At 67.7% G+C, this 19953-nt stretch carries 20 protein-coding genes; 4 read left to right on the top strand and 16 right to left on the bottom strand.

Translation table 11 applies throughout. The annotated features are described in order from the left end of the window. Positions 1-2 precede the first annotated feature (2 nt). On the bottom strand, positions 3-872 hold the full coding sequence (locus ACTJLD_RS02215) for an RNA ligase family protein (protein ID WP_440657872.1): 870 nt from the start codon (positions 870-872) through the stop codon (positions 3-5). Positions 873-1609: 737 nt separating this feature from the next. On the opposite strand from ACTJLD_RS02215, the gene ACTJLD_RS02210 reads away from it, so the two are divergent. The 3 genes from ACTJLD_RS02210 to ACTJLD_RS02200 all read left to right on the top strand — a co-directional run bounded on the left by ACTJLD_RS02210 (position 1610) and on the right by ACTJLD_RS02200 (position 5209). Further along, positions 1610-2758: an RNA ligase RtcB family protein gene (locus ACTJLD_RS02210; RefSeq protein ID WP_440657871.1), complete on the top strand. Its 1149-nt coding sequence runs from the start codon at positions 1610-1612 to the stop codon at positions 2756-2758. Beyond that, a complete protein-coding gene (prfH, locus tag ACTJLD_RS02205; protein ID WP_021159612.1) occupies positions 2752-3366 on the top strand; it encodes a peptide chain release factor H in 615 nt (204 codons plus the stop codon). The genes ACTJLD_RS02210 and prfH overlap by 7 nt, the downstream gene beginning before the upstream one ends. A gap of 382 nt (positions 3367-3748) precedes the next feature. Beyond that, complete coding sequence (locus ACTJLD_RS02200) at positions 3749-5209, top strand: MFS transporter (protein ID WP_440657870.1); 1461 nt, start codon at positions 3749-3751, stop codon at positions 5207-5209. Positions 5210-5423: 214 nt separating this feature from the next. Here ACTJLD_RS02200 and ACTJLD_RS02195 read toward each other — a convergent pair whose 3' ends face one another. The 9 genes from ACTJLD_RS02195 to ACTJLD_RS02155 all read right to left on the bottom strand — a co-directional run bounded on the left by ACTJLD_RS02195 (position 5424) and on the right by ACTJLD_RS02155 (position 12943). Further along, entirely contained in the window at positions 5424-6185 is a 762-nt protein-coding gene (locus ACTJLD_RS02195; protein WP_059700292.1) for an O-methyltransferase, read from the bottom strand. Positions 6186-6289: 104 nt separating this feature from the next. After that, positions 6290-6586 carry a 4Fe-4S dicluster domain-containing protein gene (locus tag ACTJLD_RS02190; protein ID WP_059700385.1) on the bottom strand — a complete coding sequence of 99 codons (297 nt, stop codon included), beginning with the start codon at positions 6584-6586 and terminating at the stop codon, positions 6290-6292. A gap of 2 nt (positions 6587-6588) precedes the next feature. Beyond that, a complete protein-coding gene (locus tag ACTJLD_RS02185) occupies positions 6589-6897 on the bottom strand; it encodes a hypothetical protein (RefSeq protein WP_027787384.1) in 309 nt (102 codons plus the stop codon). A 351-nt stretch (positions 6898-7248) separates the two neighbouring features. Further along, positions 7249-7806 carry an RNA polymerase sigma factor gene (locus tag ACTJLD_RS02180; RefSeq protein ID WP_027787385.1) on the bottom strand — a complete coding sequence of 186 codons (558 nt, stop codon included), beginning with the start codon at positions 7804-7806 and terminating at the stop codon, positions 7249-7251. 478 nt (positions 7807-8284) lie between these two features. Further along, positions 8285-9178, bottom strand: a complete 894-nt coding sequence (locus ACTJLD_RS02175) for a LysR family transcriptional regulator (protein ID WP_440657868.1) — start codon at positions 9176-9178, stop codon at positions 8285-8287. A 103-nt stretch (positions 9179-9281) separates the two neighbouring features. Next, positions 9282-10109 (bottom strand): alpha/beta hydrolase, encoded by an 828-nt coding sequence (locus tag ACTJLD_RS02170; protein ID WP_060205497.1) that lies wholly within the window; start codon positions 10107-10109, stop codon positions 9282-9284. Positions 10110-10361: 252 nt separating this feature from the next. Continuing rightward, positions 10362-10745, bottom strand: coding sequence for a VOC family protein (locus ACTJLD_RS02165; protein WP_027787387.1), 384 nt, complete (start codon positions 10743-10745; stop codon positions 10362-10364). A gap of 22 nt (positions 10746-10767) precedes the next feature. Next, a complete protein-coding gene (locus tag ACTJLD_RS02160; protein ID WP_440657867.1) occupies positions 10768-11730 on the bottom strand; it encodes a hydroxymethylglutaryl-CoA lyase in 963 nt (320 codons plus the stop codon). Between the two features lie 22 nt (positions 11731-11752). Continuing rightward, positions 11753-12943 (bottom strand): CaiB/BaiF CoA transferase family protein, encoded by a 1191-nt coding sequence (locus ACTJLD_RS02155; protein WP_440657866.1) that lies wholly within the window; start codon positions 12941-12943, stop codon positions 11753-11755. Between the two features lie 253 nt (positions 12944-13196). On the opposite strand from ACTJLD_RS02155, the gene ACTJLD_RS02150 reads away from it, so the two are divergent. Further along, positions 13197-14162: a D-2-hydroxyacid dehydrogenase gene (locus tag ACTJLD_RS02150; protein WP_440657865.1), complete on the top strand. Its 966-nt coding sequence runs from the start codon at positions 13197-13199 to the stop codon at positions 14160-14162. Between the two features lie 294 nt (positions 14163-14456). Here the strand turns inward: ACTJLD_RS02150 and ACTJLD_RS02145 are convergent, their stop codons facing one another. The 6 genes from ACTJLD_RS02145 to ACTJLD_RS02120 form a co-directional block, all read right to left on the bottom strand. Next, positions 14457-14669 (bottom strand): hypothetical protein, encoded by a 213-nt coding sequence (locus ACTJLD_RS02145; protein ID WP_006497261.1) that lies wholly within the window; start codon positions 14667-14669, stop codon positions 14457-14459. 353 nt (positions 14670-15022) lie between these two features. Then, the gene (locus ACTJLD_RS02140; RefSeq protein WP_021159623.1) at positions 15023-15460 is read right to left on the bottom strand and encodes a hypothetical protein; all 438 of its coding nucleotides are present in this window, start codon (positions 15458-15460) and stop codon (positions 15023-15025) included. Positions 15461-15572: 112 nt separating this feature from the next. Beyond that, complete coding sequence (locus ACTJLD_RS02135) at positions 15573-16505, bottom strand: ABC transporter permease (RefSeq protein ID WP_060205503.1); 933 nt, start codon at positions 16503-16505, stop codon at positions 15573-15575. Next, positions 16505-17377, bottom strand: a complete 873-nt coding sequence (locus ACTJLD_RS02130) for an ABC transporter permease (protein WP_059682835.1) — start codon at positions 17375-17377, stop codon at positions 16505-16507. The genes ACTJLD_RS02135 and ACTJLD_RS02130 overlap by 1 nt, the downstream gene beginning before the upstream one ends. 46 nt (positions 17378-17423) lie before the next feature. Further along, positions 17424-18503, bottom strand: coding sequence for an ABC transporter ATP-binding protein (locus ACTJLD_RS02125; protein ID WP_440657863.1), 1080 nt, complete (start codon positions 18501-18503; stop codon positions 17424-17426). Positions 18504-18552: 49 nt separating this feature from the next. Further along, on the bottom strand, positions 18553-19719 hold the full coding sequence (locus ACTJLD_RS02120) for an extracellular solute-binding protein (protein ID WP_042975123.1): 1167 nt from the start codon (positions 19717-19719) through the stop codon (positions 18553-18555). Positions 19720-19953 lie beyond the last annotated feature (234 nt).

Below are 19953 nucleotides of genomic sequence, written 5' to 3'. Positions count from 1 at the left end.
ATTCATGGGTGCGCGCGCGTCGCGGCGATCGATCGCCACGTGACCGTCGGCCGCGGCGCATACAGGTCGACATCCGGTGCGAGCAGGTTCGGGATGAACGGCTGCTCCGAGTGATGGCGCGCCGATTCAAGAATCGCCTGCACGAAATCGTGGCGGACCCACTTCAGGCGCGCGGTCGTCGTGTCGTCCGTCTCGACCTTCACGTAGAGCCCTTCCGCGCGGGCCGACTTGTCGCACTGCTGCCATGCGCGTGCGAGGTCGAGCCCCTGCCGCCGCACCGTTTCCTCGAACGCGCGACGCCAGTCCGGCGTCTTCGCGAGCGACGGGCCGAGCAGTGCCTTCAGGTCGGCGAGCTGCGCCGGGGCGATGCCTTCGTACAGCACGGGCACCGACAGCACGGGCCCGTCGGCAAGCAGCGCGCGACGCGCGCACGTCGACAGGAAACGGCCCGTCGTGCGGTCGAACACGTCGAATTCGAAGAAGTGATGCGGCAGCGCGTCGTAGAACACCGCGTGCTTCTTGCTCATCGTCTCGCCGTACATCACGTAGCGATCGCCGAGGCGGTCGAGCAGCCAGCCTGCATGGGCGGCGGCCCACGTCTTCACGAAACCGAACTGCCGCTCGCGGCCGCCGCCGGCCAGGTAGTGGCCGCGCGACTGCAGCAGCAGTTCGCCCGCCGGGCCGAAGCTGATGCCCGTGTTTGCGCCGTCGAGCTTTTCCTCGACGACGATGTGTGCGCCCGCGAGGGTGCGATAGGGAACGTGTTCGCGACCTTCGTCGCCGTCCTGCAGGCGCGAGCCTTCGAGATGCGGCGTGCGCGGGTAGCGGGCGAGGTCGAGCGATTGCGCGTATGCGCGAAAATCCAGCGTCATGGTCTTTCTCCGGAAACAGGGGAAAAAGCCGACGACGTGAACGAACGGTCTGGTGTGCGTTGCGGTGTCAGTGCTTGTCCGGGCGCGTTCCTGCAGTCGACGTTCCGGCGCCGCGAGGCGGGCGGAAACGGGCAGGACGACACGCGGCCGGGACGGCAGTCGTCGGCGTATCAGGCGAAGGGACGAATGTTTGCGGGCACTTGGATCACCGGTTCGATGAGGGTTCAGGGATGAAGCAGGCGGATGCTACGAAACGGCTTTTGCACTGTCAAGCGCTGCCGGAGCCCGCTGATGCAGCCGCCTGCATGCGTTGAGTGCCTGCTGTGGCGTGCCGCACGCGCCATCGGCACGAACATTGTCAGGATGTCTATATGTGTGTTTTTCGCCACATCGAGCGACGATTCGGTAGGCGCCGCCGCGCTACCCGCTTGCTGCGCCCGCTGCGTGCATGCTAGAGTCGCCGCCATTCCGATCAACCCCTCACTCGCAAGGAGAAGAACATCATGACGTCACGCCAACGCTCCTCCCGTCGCGGGTCGTAGTCCGGGTTTTTCGCGTCCGTCCGTTTCATCGTTCACGCCACGCAGCCGCACACCGTATCGCCGTCACGGCGATGAGCCGGGTCGTTCCGATCCGGTCGTGCCGCCCTCTTCCCGACTTCCGATGTCAGGCAGCGCATTCGAGCGCTGCCTGCGCCATGGCCCGCCGTTCTACCTTTTCATCGAACGGAAACCTCCATGGGCAATTCCATGCAATACCTGGGCGAGCGCGTCACCTTGTGCGCTTGCGCCACCACCTGGATCGAAGGTGAGGCCATCCGGCAGCTCGAACACGCTGCCACCCTCCCCGGCATGCGGCGTGTCGCCGGCATGCCCGATCTTCACCCCGGACGCGGCTACCCGGTCGGCGCCGCGTTCTTTTCGACGGGCCGGCTGTACCCGGCGCTGATCGGCGGCGATATCGGCTGCGGAATGGCGCTGTGGCAAACCGCGCTCGATGCGCGGCGCGTCAGCCCGTCGAAGCTCGCGAGCCGGCTCGGCTCGATCGACACCACGCCCGATGCAAGCTGGCAGCCGCTCATCGCGGCCGCCGGGTTCGAGGATCACGCATTCGCGGCATCGCTCGGCACGATCGGCAGCGGCAATCATTTCGCGGAAGCGCAGCGGATCGACGCGGTGTACGACGCCGATGCCGTCCAGGCGCTCGGCATCGATCGCGACCGCCTGCTGCTGCTCGTGCACAGCGGGTCGCGCGGTTTCGGCCAGTCGATCCTCGAACAGCACATGCGCGAGCACGGCTACAACGGGCTCGACGACACGGATGCCGCATGCACGGCATACCTTGCGCGCCACGACGCGGCGTTGCGCTACGCGATCGCGAATCGCGACCTGATCGCGCGGCGCATGCTGGCGCGCTGGCGCAGCGACGGCCGGTGCGTGCTCGACGTGAACCACAACCTGGTGAGCCGCGCGCGCGTCGACGGCGAGCCCGGCTGGCTGCATCGCAAAGGCGCGACGCCGGCCGATGCGGGGCCGGTCATCATTCCCGGGTCGCGCGGCGACTACAGCTATCTCGTCGCCCCCGTGCGGCCCGACGATGCGGCCAGCCTCGCGTCGCTTGCACACGGCGCGGGCCGCAAGTGGGCGCGCGGCGATTGCAAGGGGCGTCTCGAACGGCGCTTCACCCCGTCGCAGCTCACGCGTACGCCGCTCGGCAGCCACGTCGTCTGTGAAGACCGCGAACTGCTGTACGAGGAAGCACCGCAGGCCTACAAGCCGATCGACAGCGTCGTCGACGCGCTCGAGGCGGCCGGCCTGCTGCGCAAGCTCGCGCGGCTCGCGCCGGTGCTGACCTACAAGACGTCCGGGGAGGCTGGCCGATGCTGATGCAGATTTCTTCGGCACACGGGCCGCTGGAGTGCCAGCTCGCCGCGGCCAATGCGTTGCGGCGCCTGCAGGCGGAAGCCGATGCGCAGCGCGTCGTCGTCACGGTGCTCGATGTGCAACCGGGCGAACGGCCCGGCACGTTGCGCTCGGCGCTGCTCGATCTCGACGGTGCCGGCGCGCAGGCGCTGGCGGACCGCTGGACGGGCACGCTGCAATGGATTTGCGCGAGCCCGTACCGGTTGCGCCATCCGCGCAAGAACTGGTTCATCGGTGTCACGCGCTGCGCCGACGCGCAGCCGCTGCCGGATGGCGACGTGCGGTTCGAAGCGATGCGCGCACGCGGGCCGGGCGGCCAGCACGTGAACAAGACGAGCTCGGCGATTCGTGCGACTCATGTCGCGACCGGCCTGTCGGTGCGCGTGGAAAGCGAGCGCAGCCAGCACGCGAACAAGCGCCTCGCGCTGCAGTTGCTGCAGGTTCGACTGCAGCAGGAAGCCGACCGTCACGCGTCCGACGCGCGCCGGCAGCGGCGGATGCAGCACTTTGCGCTCGAGCGCGGCAACCCCGTGCGCGTGTTTCACGGGGCGGCGTTCGTGCCGGCCGACTGAGCATGACGGCCCGACTGCCGGCGGTTGTTTCGCCGGCAGTCGCGCAACGGGCCTCATGGTTTTCCCGGCCAGCCGGTTGCGTGAGCGCGCCGGCGGTTCCGGTGCGCGACCGCACGCCACGCAGGCTGCACGGGCCTCACGCGCGGATGCCGGCTGCCGCGTGTTCCGCACCCTTTCTGCGCGGGAAAGGATGCTTGAAACATCCGCAATTATCACGTGCCGCGGATTTACCCACCATGTGCCTGACGATCGGTACAGCCCGCCTGTCCGGCCCTTTCAACGGCCTTGCGGTGCCTGCCGCCACGTCGTGCGACCGGATGCATCGCGCCGGTCGCGAACGGCCGGGCTTCGCGCCACGGCGTACCGATAATCAGGAGACACGATGAACAGCCATTCCCTCGATCTCGGCGGCAACGCGGGCGAACCCGCGCCCGCACGACCTGCGTCCGCCGCCGGCACGGGCGCTGCCGGGTCGGCCCTCCCCGCCCGCCGCGTCACGCTCGGCGATTTCATGGACGACCTGCCGGTTGGCGCATTGCACCGGTTCGTTGTCTGGGTGATCGGTATCGGGCTGTTTTTCGACATGTACGAGATCTTCCTCGTCAGCACGATCGGTTCCGCGTTGCAGAACGAATACGGGCTGAGCCGGCAGAGCACCGATTTCAAGCTGCTGCTGGCCTCGGCGTTCATCGGCATGTTCGTCGGCGCGATGTGCCTCGGCAGCCTCGCCGACCGCATCGGCCGGCGCAAGGCCTTCCTGCTGACGCTCACGTGGTACAGCGCGTTCTCGCTGGTCGGTGCGTTCTCCGTGAACGCCGACATGCTCGTCGCGTGCCGGTTCCTGACCGGCATCGGCGTCGGCGCGATCTATCCGGTTGCCGACAGCTTCCTGTCCGAGATCCTGCCGAAGGAAAAGCGCGGGCGGCTCGCCGCGTGGGCCTATACGACTTCCTATGTCGCGGTGCCGCTCGTCGGTTTCCTCGCGCTGTGGCTGAATCCGCTGCACGTGGGCGGCGTGGCCGGCTGGCGCATCATCCTCGCGATCGGCAGCCTCGGCGCGGTGTACGTGCTGTTCGTCCAGCACCGGCTGCCGGAAAGCCCGCGCTGGCTGCTCGCGCAGGGTCGCACCGCCGATGCATACGCGGCATTGCGGCGCTTCGCGGAGGGCACCGGCGTGCGCGTGCCCGAGCAATTCGCGGAACCGGTCGAGCCGCAACGGCCGCTCGGGCTCGGCGAGCGTATCGCGCTGCTGCGGCGCGAACCGTACGGCGCGCGCTACCTGATGCTCGCGATCTTTCATCTGTTCCAGGGCTTCGGTTATTACGGCTTCGGCACGCTGGCCGGCACGGTCGTGAAGAGCCGCGGCTTCGACGTGACGGACAGTACGCTGTTCATCGCGCTGTCGTTCATCGGCTATCCGGTCGGCTCGCTGCTGTCGATTCCGCTGCTCAACTGGATCGAGCGCCGCACGCTCGTGATTGCGTCGATCCTGTCGATCGCGGCGTTCGGGCTGTGCTTCGCGTACTCGGGCCAAACCGTGCTGATCGTCGGCTTCGGGTTCCTGACGACCTGCGCGTCGAACGTGTTCAGCAACGCGTATCACGTGTACCAGGCGGAGATCTTTCCGGCGCACGTACGCTCGACGGCGATCGGCAGTACCTATGCGCTGTCGCGCATCGTCAGCGGTGCGCTGCCGTTCGTGTTGCTGCCGGTGCTCGGCGGTTACGGCGCGGGCGCGATGTTCGGCGTGATCTCGGTTGCGCTCGGCATGGTCGCCATCACGCTGCGCGTGCTCGGGCCGCTGACGACGCGGCGCAGCCAGGACGAGATCAATCCGGTTTGAGCGTGTGTCGATGCGGGGCGCGGGAACGCGCTCACGCATCGTTCCTGATGCTTCGCGGATGGCCGGGCTATCGGTCGCCCGGCGGCCCACGGCAGACGGTCGCATCTTCCGCGCACGGTCACGGTTACGGCCGCGGTCACGCAACGCCCGCGTGCGCCGACCGCTGGCGGGCGAAATCCGAAGCGGGATGCCCGGCGATCGACGGTTGCGCCCTTCACTGCGCGCCGTCGCGGCAAGGGCCCTGCGACGCCATGTCCGCGCGAGAAACGACGACCGTGAATTCGATCCCGGATTCAAAATCCAGTGTCATGGTCGAGAAGCGCGGATCGTCATCGAGATAGTGCTTGTACGGTCGAACGGCGTCCTCGGCCGTGTACATGTTATCGGCCAGAACGATCGACCCCGGGCGCAGCAAGCGCTCGATCTGCCTGAACAACTTCAGGTAGGCGTCGGCCCAGACGTCGATGAATACCATGTCGAAGTGCCCGTCCAGTTCGGCAACGGTCTCGAATACGTCGCCTTCCCGGATGTCGACATGGGCGTCCAGGCCCGCCGTGCCGACGTGATCGCGCAATCGGGCGCACTTGAGCGGGTCGCGTTCGGTCGCGACGACCACGCCACGGCCCAACGTGCGCAGTGCCTCGGCGAAATACAGCGTGGACACGCCGCACGAGCTGCCGAGTTCGAGGATGCGGGCCGGCCGTTGCGAGAGCACCATGTTGCGCAAGAACCCGCCCGTTTCCGGCGACACGGCCAACGATAGCCGGCTGCCTTCCGGGGATTCGAAGTCGTCGGTGAACAGCCCGAACGTTTCGAGAAACCGCCCCCGCAGACGGGGGGCGATCGCTTCGTATTCCTCTGCTAACGACAGAAGCTCCTCGTTCGATCCCAGGAACTGCGCGCGGGCGCGGGCGATGATTTCGGTCCGGCTCTCTTCGTGGAGCCGTCGCAGAAGAACGGCGGTGGGTGAAGCCATGTGCGTTCCTTGACGAGATTGATCACGTCGACGATGTATTCGGCGGCGCCTCTCCCGCCAGGGTTTCGGCGCGGTCGCTCGATATCGGCGACATGCGGAGGTTGTCATGCGATTCGGGCGAGCGTGATGGCGCGCTCGGGGCACGCGGTCACACACAGTCCGCATGACCGGCACGCATGCGCGTTCGGCGTGTAGGCGACTTCCATGCCGTGCACGCGCAGCTTCAGGCGATGCATCAGGCCGAGGCCGACGTAATCGGCCGGGTCGATGCGTCTGACCTCGAACACGTTTTCAGGGCAAACCGCGACGCAATCCCCTTTGCCTTCGCAACGCTTCAGATCGACGACCGGCGCGATCACGCCGGGTTGCTGTTTGCAGTCGCCCGTGGATTTTTCGCGCACGTTCACGCTCCCGATGGCCGGTCGTCGCCGGAGCGCCACGCGTTGCGGAAATGCTCGCGTTCCTCGGGCGTCATCGATTCCCACTTGCGCCAGTGGCGCCGGCCGCGCCAGCCGTGGTGTCCGCGGAATCCGCCGAACAGGATGCGGCTCAACACGAGCAGGCCCAGCGCCCGGGCGAAATCGATCGTACGGGCCCCGACGAACAGCGCCGGCATCACCCAGTTCCACAACATCATGACGACCCATCCGAGCACGCCTATGGCAATCAACGCGAGCACCGCCTTGCCCGCGCATCTGATTCGAAAATTCATTTGTCGACTCCTCTAGGGTCTGTTTACATATGGAACGCACATGCGTTGCCACGAGAACGGCCGCTCGCGAGGCGCGTGACGCCGCGAATACTGACGTATTCGCAAGGAGCGCAACGCGGCGAGCGGCCGTTCTCGTGGCAACCCCTAATTAAAAAATTCATTCCACGGGAATGCCCGAAATCGCCCGTATGGCGGCGTCGCTCGTCGCTTGTCCCCCAAGGGGACTTCCTGCGGGGCGTTTGGCTCGGCCAAACGGCGCTCCTCACTTCTTGCCCTACGCCCCGGAGGAAGTCCCCTTGGGGGACGAGCGATTTCGGGCATTCGCATGTGCGTTCCATATGTAAACAGACCCTAGATATTGTCCAGTTCGTCATGAATGAGCTGCAGTCGTGCACGCAGATGCAAGACCGCATAGCGTTTGCGCGCGAGCAGCGTATTGAGCGCAACGCCGCTTTGCGTGGCCATCTCCTTGAAGGAACGGCCCTCCAGTTCGTGCGCGATAAATACCTCGCGCTGATTCGCCGGCAGCTCGTCGAGCGCATCCTGCAAGGCTTCGAGCAGGAGCGTGCGCGCGTAGACTGCTTCGGGGCCGGCATCGTGCGCCGGCAGCACGAGATCCAGCCGGTACTCGCTGTCCGCGTCGTCGTCGGCCTCGGACAGATCCGTCAGCGGCTGCTCCTTCTTCTTGCGAAAGCGGTCGACGATACGGTTGCGCGCGGCGCGGAACAGCCACGCGCTCACCTGTTCGATGGGCGCCGGAAGCCGGTAAGCCTGGACGAATTCGTGAAACACGTCCTGAAGGATGTCCTCGGCATCGTCCGGGTCGCGAATCCGACGCCGGATGAAGCTCACCAGCCTCGTTCGTTCACGCATCACTATCGCGGTGATGTCGCGGTCTGGGTCGGTCATGTGCGTGAAGTGGGTGGCGATTCCATGCACCTGAAGACGTTTCAGGCGCGGGAATATTGTGTCGAGTGCGAAAAATGACTGCTCAACCCGGCGGCTTCAAGGGAGAGATCGGTTACACCGCCCATCCAGCGGGCAGCAATTGGGCCGGCCCGACGGTCATCGCCGACACGAGCGGGAACGGTGTAACGATAGTGCAAGGAACGAACCCGCGACGACAAGGCGAAGTGTGCGGGCGGCGGCACGGGCGTTGCTGGGGCCCGACAGGAAAGTACGTGCCGTGCTCGCGACTGTCGGCTGCATCCGGGTTGTACTACTCGCCGGCTGTTCGCGGTCGTCCGCCGGTCGGTCTGACGCGGCTGCTACGAATCGGCTTCCCGCAACGGCATCGGCTTCCCGCCGCGGCGAGCCGAACGCGCCCCGACGATCGCCCTTCCCCGAAGCCGCACCGCGACAATTCCCGCCAGCTCGCAGGCCGGCCTCAACGCGCCGACATGAAATCGAACAGCTTCGCGATATCGGTCGTCAGCACCGTTCCGGCCTTCACGCCGACCCAAAGCGTGCGCGTCGCCCACGCATCGTCGAGCCTCACGACTCCGAGCCGCGCCGCGCGCTCGCCGGTCACCGCGTCGCGCGGCAGGATGCCGATCCCGAGCCCCGCCTCGATCATCCGGCTCACGCCGTCGAAATTCGATACCTGGATCCGCAGCTTCAGCGAACGCTCGACCGCGAACGCGGCGTCGGTCATGCGCGCGAGCAGCGAACTGCCGTCGCTGAGCCCGACGTAGTCCTCGTCGAGCGTGTCCGCGAAGCGGAGGCTGTCGCGCGCGGCGAACCGGTGCGTGCGCGGCACGAGCAGCACGAGTTCGTCGCGGCGGTACAGCCGCCGTTCGATACCGGGGGCCGGCACGTTGTCGGCGAACACGCCGAGATCGGCCTTGCCGGACGCGAGCGCGTCGACGATCTCGTGGCTCAAACGCTCCTCGAGGCTGACCTTGATACCCGGATTGTCGGTGAGGAACGCCGCGAGATCGGCGGGCAGGAACTGGACGATCGCGGACGTGTTGGTCCACACATGGATGTGGCCACGCACGCCGGCGACGTAGTCGCTCATCTCGTGCGCCATCCGGTTGATCTGCTCGATCACCTTCGCCGCATGGTCGAGCAGCGCGCGGCCCGCGGGCGTCAGCTCGACACCGCGCGCATGCCGGACGAACAGCGCGCTGCCCGTCACGCTTTCGAGCTCGGCGATGCGCTTGCTGACCGCGGACAGCGTGAGCTGGCCGTGCTCGGCCGCTTTCGTCAGGCTGCCGTGCTCGGCGACGAGCGCGAACACGCGCAGCGATTGCAGATCGAAATGAAGCGGGTTCACCATGTCGTGGGTCCTGGGTAGGCCGGCCGGCGCTTGCGGTCAGCGCGGCGGCCTGACGCCGATCATACGCCCGGCCGACCCCGCGCGATACGGCGCAAAACGGCGCCTAGCGCGGCGCGATCGACTGCAACGCGGCGAGCATCGCACCGTCCGGCTTCGCGAGATCGTCGAGCACGTCGAAGTGCCGCATGCCGGGGAGCCCGACGTGGACGATCCGTTCGCCGGCCGCTTCGCACGCCGTCGCATAGTCGCGTGCCTGCCGGACGAGTTCGGGCAGCTCGGCATCGCCGACCGCAACGACCGTCGGTGCGCCGGGCCCGACATGGCGCAACGGGCTGTACGCGTCGACTTCGCGCGCGCTGAGCTGCAGCTTGTCGTTCAGGACGCACAGCGAGATCGGTTCGAGATCGACGAGCGGGCTGATCGCGAGTGCCGACACGACGGCCGGATGCGCGCGGTACACGGCCGTCAGGTGGCCGCCCGCCGAATGGCCGCTCAGGTGAATCGGCCGCCCGGCGGTACCGATTGCGTCGGGGTCGTTCGCCAGGTAGTCGAGCAGCGCGCCGATCTCGCCGACGATGTCGGTCATCGTCGCGACCGGCGCCAGCGTGTATTCGGCGAGTATCACGTCGAAACCGCGCGCGAGCGGCCCGCTCGCCGCGTACGCGAAATCCTCTTTCGCGCAGTGCTGCCAGTAGCCGCCATGAATGAACACGAACAGCGGCGCATCGGGCCGACCGCACGACAGCCAGTCGAATCGCTGCGCGGGCTGCGCACCGTAACGCAGGTCGCGCCGGCCGCGCGTCGTGTCGTAGAGCGCCGCGCTGCGCGCCTGCATCGACGCCAGCAGCGCAGGGAAATCGGGTACCACCTTCGTGTTCAGATAGGCGGCGTCGAGTGCCGCGCGGTCCATGCCGCGATAGAGGATCGTCATCGGAATCGTTTGGGTCGGGTTGCGGAAGCGCGGACGCAGGCGTCGCGTCCGGTGCGAAGGCGGCTTCTCAGTCGCCGAAGCACGCATTATCCGCAGCGCGGCATGGGCCGGCTATCCGGAATCGGCGAGCGCGGAAACCGGCTGTCCGTTTTCGGCGGCAGATCGACGCGGCATGCGTTCGCACCGGTACGATCCGGGCCGCATGCGCGATGGCACGAGATGCCCGCCGGCGCGCCCGGCGGTCGGCTCGAGTCAGATCAGTTCGGAGATCTCGATCAGGTTCAGGTCGGGATCGCGCACGTAGACCGACCGGATCTTCCGCGTCGCGCCCGTGCGTTCGACGGGCCCTTCGACGATCGGCCATTCGACGCGCTTCAGGTGCGCGATCACGTCGTCGAGCGGCACCGACGCGATGAAGCACAGGTCGAGCGCGCCGGGCACCGGCACATGCGCTTTCGGTTCGAACTCCGCGCCGCGCACGTGCAGGTTGATCTTCTGGTTGCCGAAGCGGAACGCGATCCGGCCGGCTCCGAAGGTTTCGAGCTGCATCTGCAGCACCTCGGTGTAGAAATGCGTCGTCCGGTCGGGATCGACGCAGGTCAGCACGAGATGGTCGAGGTGGTCAATCAGTGCCATGAGGTTCGCTCCGGTTGGTCGTTCACGAGAAAGCGCGTTGCGCGGGCATGTCGCCGGCGTCCGCGCGCGGTGGCGGATGAAGGTCCGAGCGGCGCCCGGCCTTCAGGATCTGGCTCGGCACGTCATGGCCGATCAGCGCGGGCAGCCGCGCCGACGCGGCCAGCACGGCCGCGAGATCGACGCCCGTATCGTAGCCGTCGAGTTCGAGCATGTGCACGAGTTCCTCGGTGCACGCGTTGCCGGTCGCGCCCGGCGCGTACGGGCAGCCGCCGAGGCCGCCGAGCGATGCGTCGAAGCGGTCGATCCCGGCGTCGAGTGCCGCGAGCGTGTTCGCGAGCGCCATCCCGCGTGTGTTGTGGAAGTGCAGCGTGAGCTGCAGCGCGCCGAAGCGCTCGCGTGCACGTGCCGACAGTTCGCGCACTTGCGACGGAAACGCCATGCCCGTCGTATCGCACAGCGTGAAGCCGTGCACGCCGAGATCCGCGAAGCGCTGCATCCATGCGAGCACGCCCTCGGCCGCGACGTCCCCTTCCATCGGGCAGCCCATCGCGGTCGACAGCGAGACGTTGATGGTGACACCCGTGCCGCGTACCGCGTCGATCACGTCGCGCAGCTGTGCGAACGATTGCTCGCGCGTCATCCGCAGGTTCGCGCGGTTGTGGCTTTCGCTCGTCGACATCACGAGGTTCACTTCGTCGACGCCGCACGACAGCGCGCGCTCGGCACCACGCACGTTCGGCACGAGCACCGTGTAGACGACACCCGGTGCGCGCGCGATGCCGTGCATCACGGCCTCGGCGTCGCGCAACGCGGGGATCGCCCTCGGCGACGTGAACGACGTGACCTCGATCTTCGCGTAGCCGCAGGCGCTCAGCGCATCGACGAGCGCGATCTTGTCGTCGGTGTCGACGAATGCCGCTTCGTTCTGGAAACCGTCGCGCGTCGCGACTTCGTGGATGTAGAGCCGTGTGCGTTGCCCGCTCATGTCGCCGTCTCCTGGTTCGGGTTCAGATCACGCCGCGCGTGCGCCAGTCGCCGCGTGTCGCCGCATCGATGCCGAGCGCTTCGAGTGCCGCGTCGGTGTCCGCGCCCAGCGCGGGCGCCGGGCGCTCGATGCGCCCGGGCGTCGCACCGAGCTTCGGCACGATGCCGGGCACGAGCACGGGCGTGCCGTCGGGCAGCGCGGCATCGACGAGCATGTCGCGCGCGCGGTAATGCGGATCGGCGGCGATGTCGGCCACGTCGTAGATGCGCCCGGACGGGATGCGTGCGTCGTTCAAGGCGGCCAGCACGGCGTCGAGATCGTGCCGTGCGCTCCACGCGCCGATCGCCGCGTCGATGCGTTCGACCTGCGCGACGCGCCCGTCGTTGTGCGCGAGCGCGGGATCGTTGCCGAGATCGGGCCGGCCGATCAGCTCCATCAGGCGCCGGAAGATGCTGTCGCCGTTCCCGGCGATCAGTGCGTACCGGCCGTCGCGACAGCGATACGCGTTGGTCGGTGCGATGCCGGGCAGGCTGCTGCCGGCCGCCTCGCGTACGGTACCGAACGCCGAGTATTCGGGCAGCAGGCTTTCCATCATGTTGAATACCGACTCGTACAGCGCGACATCGACGACCTGCCCCTTGCCGCCCTGCTGCTCGCGATGCCGCAGCGCGAGCAGCACGCCGATCACGCCGTGCAGCGCCGACAGCGAATCGCCGAGCGAGACGCCGACGCGCACCGGCGTGCGGCCCGGCTCGCCGGTCAGGTGCCGCAGGCCGCCCATCGCCTCGGCGATCACGCCGAAGCCGGGACGGTCGCGGTACGGGCCCGTCTGGCCGAAGCCCGACACGCGCAGCATCACGAGCCCCGGGTTGATCGCGGACAGCGCGTCCCAGCCGAGCCCCCAGCCTTCGAGCGTGCCGGGCCGGAAGTTCTCGATCAGCACGTCGGTTTCCGCGACGAGGCGGCGCACGACGTCCTGCCCTTCGGGCGTGCGCAGGTCGAGCGTCAGCGAGCGCTTGTTGCGCGACTGCGCGGCCCACCAGACCGACGTGCCGTCGTGCAGCAGCCGCCATTTGCGCAGCGGGTCGCCGAGCGCGGGCGGCTCGACCTTGAGCACGTCCGCACCGAATTCGGCGAGCATCCGGCCCGCGAACGGGCCGGCGATCAGTTGTCCGAGTTCCAGCACGCGGATGCCGTCGAGGGGGCGTGTCATGGTTGTCTCCGATGAAAGCGTGTTGTCGATGACGGCGATCATGACGGCGTTCCCGCCCGGCGAAAATCGATCGATGCTCAACCAGGCTTTCCGAAACGGAAAGGCGTGCGCCGCGTCCGTTCACATATGCGGTGCGCCAGCCTTTCCATCCGGGAAAGCGCACTCGCGCAACGGTCAAACGACGGCCCGCGCGCCGCCGGCAGAATCGAACCCGTTCCGCGCCCGCCCCGGGCGCCTGCCAGCGAGGCCCGCCATGTTTTCCGTTTCCTCTCCCGCGAAGATCGTGTTCCTCGACCGCGCGACGCTGTCGCCGCAAACCGTGCTGAAGCCGTTCCCGTTTCCGCACGCGTTGCGCACGTTCGAGCGGACGGCCGCGCACGAGGTCGCTTCACGCATCGGCGACGCGGACATCGTCGTGACCAACAAGGTGCGCCTCGACGCGGCGGCGCTTGCCGACGCGCGGCGCCTGCGGATGATCGCGATCGCCGCGACGGGCACCGACATCGTCGATCTCGACGCGTGTGCCGCGCACGGCATCGTCGTGAGCAACATTCGCGGGTATGCGGCCCGCACGGTGCCCGAGCACACGTTCGCGCTGATCTTCGCGCTGCGCCGCAGCCTCGTCGCGTACCGCGACGCGGTGCGCGCGGGGCGCTGGCTCGACAGCGGGCAGTTCTGCTTCTTCGATCATCCGATTCGCGACCTGGCCGGCTCGACGCTCGGGATCGTCGGCGACGGCGTGCTCGGGCGCGCGGTGGCCGGCATCGCGCGCGCGCTCGACATGCGGGTACGGTTCGCCGCGCACGGCGATGCGTCGGGGGACGACTACGCGCCGCTCGACACGCTGCTCCGGGACAGCGACGTGATCACGCTGCACTGTCCGCTCACGCCCGCGACGCGACACCTGATCGACGCGGCCGCGTTCGCGCGGATGGCGCGCCGGCCGCTGCTGATCAATACCGCGCGCGGCGGGCTCGTGGATGAAAACGCGCTCGTCGACGCATTGCAGTCGGGGCAGATCGCGGGCGCGGGGTTCGACGTGGTCACGCAGGAGCCGCTGCCGGCCGCGCATCCGTTCCACGCGATCCTGTCGCATCCGGCCTTCATCCTGACGCCGCACGTCGCGTGGGCGAGCGACGAGGCGATGCAGGCGCTCGCCGATCAGCTCGTCGACAATGTCGCCGCGTTCGTCGACGGCGCTCCGACGCATGTGGTGTGATGCGCAGCCGCGGAGATCGTTTCGACGGCCCTACGAGAAAAGCCCCGCTCGACTGCTCGAAGCGGGGCTTTGGATTGGGAGTTGCTTACGCCGGCGACCCGGCACGTAGCGGGTTTGTGCATCCACCCTGTCCTGCAGCGGGTTTCTGAATGCGTGACGAGCGCTACGTCAGGGAACTCGGGCCGCCGATGCGGCAGGGCCGGTCTGGCGCTGGTCGGGCCTCGCACTGGAACTCACCGGCTTTGGCTGCGGCGCACCACCCGGCGCGCTGATCCCGCCCCGAATGCGCGCGTTTCAGTAAGCGGACATCTCGACGCAAGGATCGACCTTGGACGGCGAGCAGATGACCGAATACTTGGCGCTCTCGCGCATCAGCGCTTCGCCTTCGTGCAGCGCGATCTTGATCTCGGGGTGACGCTCGTACGCGAGGAATGCCGAGCACACGACCGCGGACATCACGACGAGGGAAAACACAAATTTTTCAAGGGTTTGGAAACGTTCAGGCATGGTTCGACCTATCACTTAGGCCGTGATTATATCTCGAAATAAGGGTTTTCCCTATAAGTCGGCCCGCATACCGAGGATGCATTCGGTCGCGCGCGGACGCGATGCTCGCGCCCTTTTTCCCTGCCGTCCGCGCCTGAGTGTCGATCGAACAGGATGGGGCGACCGGTTGCGGGGTTCGCGCCGTACCGGCGCCGCCCCGCCGCTGCGCCAGCCCCGGTGCATCCGGCGATGCGCTCGCGGGCAATCGGTCGGTGGCGTGAAGTTGGCGGAAGGCGCGGCGCGGCGTTCGGGCGCGACAGGCCGCGTATTACCGGAGGAAAACGCCCCGCCCGTCGCCCTCGCAGGTCACCGCGTCACTGCGGCGCCGACGCGCCGCTTGCCGCATTGCCGGGCCATGCCTTGCCGATCTGGTCGACCAGCGATTTCGCGGTGCCCGTCACGATCGCCGCGTCGACGCCGGACGTCTGCCACGAGCCGTCGGCGGCCTTCACGAAGGTCAGGTTCGCGCGCGACGGCTTGTAGTCGGTATTGCGCCACGTGACCACGACGTCGCACGAGTAGGTGCGATCGCCGACCTTCTTGCAGTCGCCGTCGGGCTTCGCCGACACGACATCGGCCGAGACGGGCAGCGGCTGGCCGAACAGCGCGTTCAGCCCGCCGTGGTTTTCCGCCTCGAGCGCGCGGCGCACGGCGGCATCGACGTCGCCCGATCCGGGGCCGTCGTGGAGCAGGTTGCAGGCGGCCAGGAGGGTCGATGCACCGGCGAGTGTCAGCAGCGTCTGGAACTTCATGGATATCCGTTATCGGGGGAACGCCGCGTAGTCTGCAACGTCCGCGTATCGTGCGCGGTATCCATTTGTAACCAATTGCACGGGCGCGATCGCCCCTCCGCTTCTCCCTCGCCTACTGCCGCTCCTGCTTCACGCGGCTCACGAGCTGCGTCGGGCTCACGAACTGCAGCGCGATGACCACCCATACGAGCGTGATGGCCATGTAGATCATCGCCATCGCGTCGATCGACTGCGGCGCGCGCACGCCGGTCGAGAACACCGCGTAATACAGCGCGACGACGAGCGTCTGCGTGCTCGGCCCCGCGGTGAAGAAGGTCAGCTCGAACATCCCGATCGTGCGCACCAGCACGAGCAGCCCCGCCGCGAGCATGCCGGGCACGAGCAGCGGCAGCAGCACATGGCGGAAATAGCGCCACGTGTTCGCGCCGAAGATGCGCGCGGCGGCTTCGAGATTCGGATCGATCTGCTCGATGAACGGCGTCATCACGAGGATCACGAACGGCAGCGCCGGCACGAGGTTCGCGAGGATCACGCCGGGCAGCGTGCCCGCGAGCCCGACCTTGTACATCACGGTGGCCATCGGGATCCCGTACGTGACGGGCGGCACCATCAGCGGCAGCAGGAACACCAGCAGCGCGAAGCGCTTGCCGCGAAACTGCACGCGCGCGAGCGCATAGGCGGCCGGCACGCCGAGCGCGATCGACAGCAGCACGACCGCGCCGACGACCTCGACGGTCACCCACAGCACGCTCGCGAGCTGGAAGTCCGCCCACGCCTTCGCGTACCAGTGCAGCGTGAAGCCCTGCGGCAGCGGCGTGCCGAACCAGCGTGTCGCGATCGAGTTCACCGCGACGGTCGCGATCAGCAGCATCACGTTCAGCAGGAAGAACGCCATCAGCCCCCAGACGAGCGCGTGCCACGCACGGCCGGCGAGATGGCCTGCCATCTTCCGCGGTTTCCTCGCGTCGGCGGGCCGCACGTCGGGCGGGTCGGGTGCGTCGTGCTTCGGCGGCCACGCGCGGGCGGCATGATTGTCGGTCGCCATCAGCCCTTGCCCCCCGTCACCGCGCCGGTATAGAAGAAGCGGCGCGCGCCGAGCATCGACGCGACCACCAGCAGCTGCACGAAACCCATCACGATCGCGATCGCCGACGCGAGCGAATAGTCGTAGCTCTCGAACGCCGCTTCCGCCGCCGCGATCGAGATCACGCGCGTGGGCCCGGCCGGCGCGCCGAGCAGCACGGCCGACGGGAACACCGAGAACGCCTGCACGAACGACAGGCACGCGGCCATCGTGAGCCCCGGCACGAGCAGCGGCAGGTAGATCCGCCGGAACTGCTGCCACGGGTTCGCGCCGAGCGTCGCCGCCGCGCGCGCGAGTGTCGGGTCGATGCCGCTGATGTACGAGAGCATCAGCAGGAACGCGAACGGAAAGCCCGACACGATCAGCGACAGCAGCACGCCCCAGTAGTTGTGCGTGAGACGAACTTCGTCGGTGTACAGGTGCAGCCCCTGCAACGCCTGCGGGAACCAGCCGTTCGGCCCGAAATACGTGAGCATCCCGTCGGCGACGAGCACCGTGCCGAGCGTGACGGGAATCACGAGCAGCGTCGTGACGAACTTCTGGTAAGGCGAATTACGGCGCAGCGCGAACGCGACGGGCACCGCGACGCCGACGTTGAGCAGTGTCGCCGGCACCGCCAGCTTCAGCGTGACGAGCACCGTGGGCCACATCGCGGTGTCGGTGAAGAACTGCACGTAGTTCGCGAGCGCGCCGCCGCCGTTCATCGGCTGGAACGACAGCACGAGACCGTATGCGAACGGATAGATGAACAGCGCGACGATGAACGCGAGTGCGGGTGTGACGAGCCAGGCTTTCGCGTCGCGCGGTGTGCCGCCGGCCGGGAGCGTGCTCACGCGGCCTCCCGGTGGCGCGTTGCAGCGCACGCGATGCGGCGGCCGTTCATCGCGCGTCTCCCGCGTAGACGAGCGTGCGCGACGGCGCAACACATAGCCGCAAATGCTCGCCTTCCGAGAATTCGCCGGCCACGCGCGCCCAGATCGGGCCGAACGGCGTGGCCGCACGGATCAGCGAATCGCGGCCGCCGTATTCGACCGTTTCGACGGTCGCGTCGAACGCGTTGCCGGCGCCGTCTGCCGCGCGCTCGATATCGTCGGGGCGCAGCGCGACCGCGACGTCCTTCGCGTCGAAGCCGGCCATCGGCACGCCCGTGAGCCGCACGCCTGCGGCGCTGACGTTGACGTGGCCGCCTGCCATCCCGTCGAGCGTGAACGGCAGCACGTTGCGATAGCCCATGAAACGCGCGACGTGCAGGTTGTGCGGGCGCGTGTAGACGTCCTTCGGCGTCGCGACCTGCTGTACGACACCCTCCTTCATCACGACGATGCGGTCGGCCATCGACAGCGCCTCGTCCTGGTCGTGCGTCACGTAGATCGTCGCGCGTTCGAGCTGCGTGTGGATGCGGCGGATCTCGGCGCGCATCTCGATGCGCAGCTTCGTGTCGAGGTTCGACAGCGGTTCGTCCATCAGCACGAGCGGCGGCTCGATGACGATCGCGCGTGCGATCGCGACGCGCTGCTGCTGCCCGCCCGACAACTGCCCGGGCAGCTTGCCCTCGTGCCCGACGAGCTGCACGAGTTCGAGCGCCTGCTGCGCGCGCCGCCGCGTTTCCTGCTTCGGCACGCCGCGCATCTTGAGGCCGAAGCCGACGTTGTCGAGCACCGACAGGTGCGGAAACAGCGCGTAGTTCTGGAACACCATCCCGAAGCCGCGGCGCTCGGGCGGCAGCACGTCGATGCGCGTGTCGTCGAGCCAGATGCCGCCGCTCGTGAGCGGCTGCAGCCCGGCGATGCAGTTCAGTGCGGTCGACTTGCCGCAGCCCGACGGGCCGAGCAGCGCGATGAACTCGCCGCGCCGGATCTCGAGGTCGAGCCCGTTCAGCGCGGCGACCTGCGCACCTTCCGCATTGGTGAAGCTGCGGCTGACGCCATCGAGCCGCAGCCGTTGGAAACTCTGCTTCATTGCGCGAACTCCATCGACGCGGGCGCCGCGGCGCCCGCCGGCCCATGCGTCACTTCGACTTCTGCGAACCGATCTCGCGATCCCACTTCTGGAATGCGGCGACCATCGCCTGCGCGCTGAGCGGCTGCACGTGCGGGCGATCCGCCAGCAGCTTCGCGTATTCGGGGCGGCCGAACTTGCGGATCACTTCCTGGCTGTGCGCGGGCGCCATCTCGAGCGTCACGCCCTTCACCGCCGGGCCCGGATAGAAGTAACCGTCGTCGTAGGTCATCGCCTGCTGCGCCGGTTCGAGCAGGAAGTTCATCAGCTTGAACAGCACGTCGAGCTTGTCCTTCGGCACGCCCTTCGGGATCACCATGTAGTGCGCATCGTTGACCCACGTCATGTTGTCGAACGCCTGGACCCGGAACTCGGCCGGCACGATGCCGAGCGCACGCGGGTTGAGGTCCCAGCCGGTGACGGTCACGGTCATGTCGCGCGTGCCTTCGCCGAGCTCCTTCATCACCGCCGACGTGCCGCCCGGGTAGTACGGGACGCAGTCGTTGAGCTGCTTCAGGAACGCCCAGGTCTTGTCCCAGCCGTTGATCGGGTCCTGCGGGTTCTTGTCGCCGAGCACGTACGGCAGCCCCATCAGGAACGTGCGGCCGGGGCCCGAGTTCGCCGGGCGCGCGTAGATCAGCTTGTTCGGGTGCGCCTTGCACCACGCGAGCAACTGATCGGGTGTTTTCGGCGGGTCGCTGACCTTCGCCGGGTTGTATTCGAGCAGCGGGCCGGCCGGCATGTAGGTGACTTCGAGGCCGAAGCCCTGTGCGAGGTCCTGCATCTTGCGCGGGCCGGGTGCGTACCTGTCGAGCACGCCGGGGAATGCGCCCGCGTTGTCGGGCAGCACCTTCAGCCACAGGTTCTGCTCGATGCCGGCGGCCAGCGCGTCGGTGCCCGTCAGCACGAGGTCGATGTCGGCGCGCCCCGCCGCCTGCATCGCCTTGATCTTGCCCGGCAGCTGCGGCGCCGGCGCGTTCGTGAACGTGACGCTCGACACGAGGGTCGGGTTCTTGTCCCTGAAGGCTTCGATGGCCTTCTGCGTGAGTTGCAGGTTGCCCGCGACATCGACGATGTTCAGCGATACGGGGGCAGCAACGGCTGCCGAGGCCGACAGCGTGAAGCCCACGGCGAGTGCGATCCGGCGGACACGGCGAGCGATCGTGGTGGCGTTCATGTCTCCTCACTTCGGTCGGTGGATGGGACCTTTCTTTTCAGGAAATCATGACGGCGTTATACGATGTCGGTCAACAAAAAACCGATCGGCGTGGGGCGGGACTTTCCCTGACAAACACCTTCCGGTGAGTGCCAATTTGGTTACCGGGCAAGATGGGCCGGGGATCGCGGCTGGACGCCAAGTCGTCCTGCGACGTCATATCTCTGCGGGGGCAATCCCGGCGAAGTGGTTTCA

Origin of the sequence: Burkholderia sp. 22088 (assembly GCF_052045915.1) — a bacterium.
GTDB classification, from domain to species: domain Bacteria; phylum Pseudomonadota; class Gammaproteobacteria; order Burkholderiales; family Burkholderiaceae; genus Burkholderia; species Burkholderia cepacia.
The sequence above is the reverse complement of the archived record's forward strand: the minus strand, read 5'-3'. Positions and strand labels throughout refer to the sequence as shown.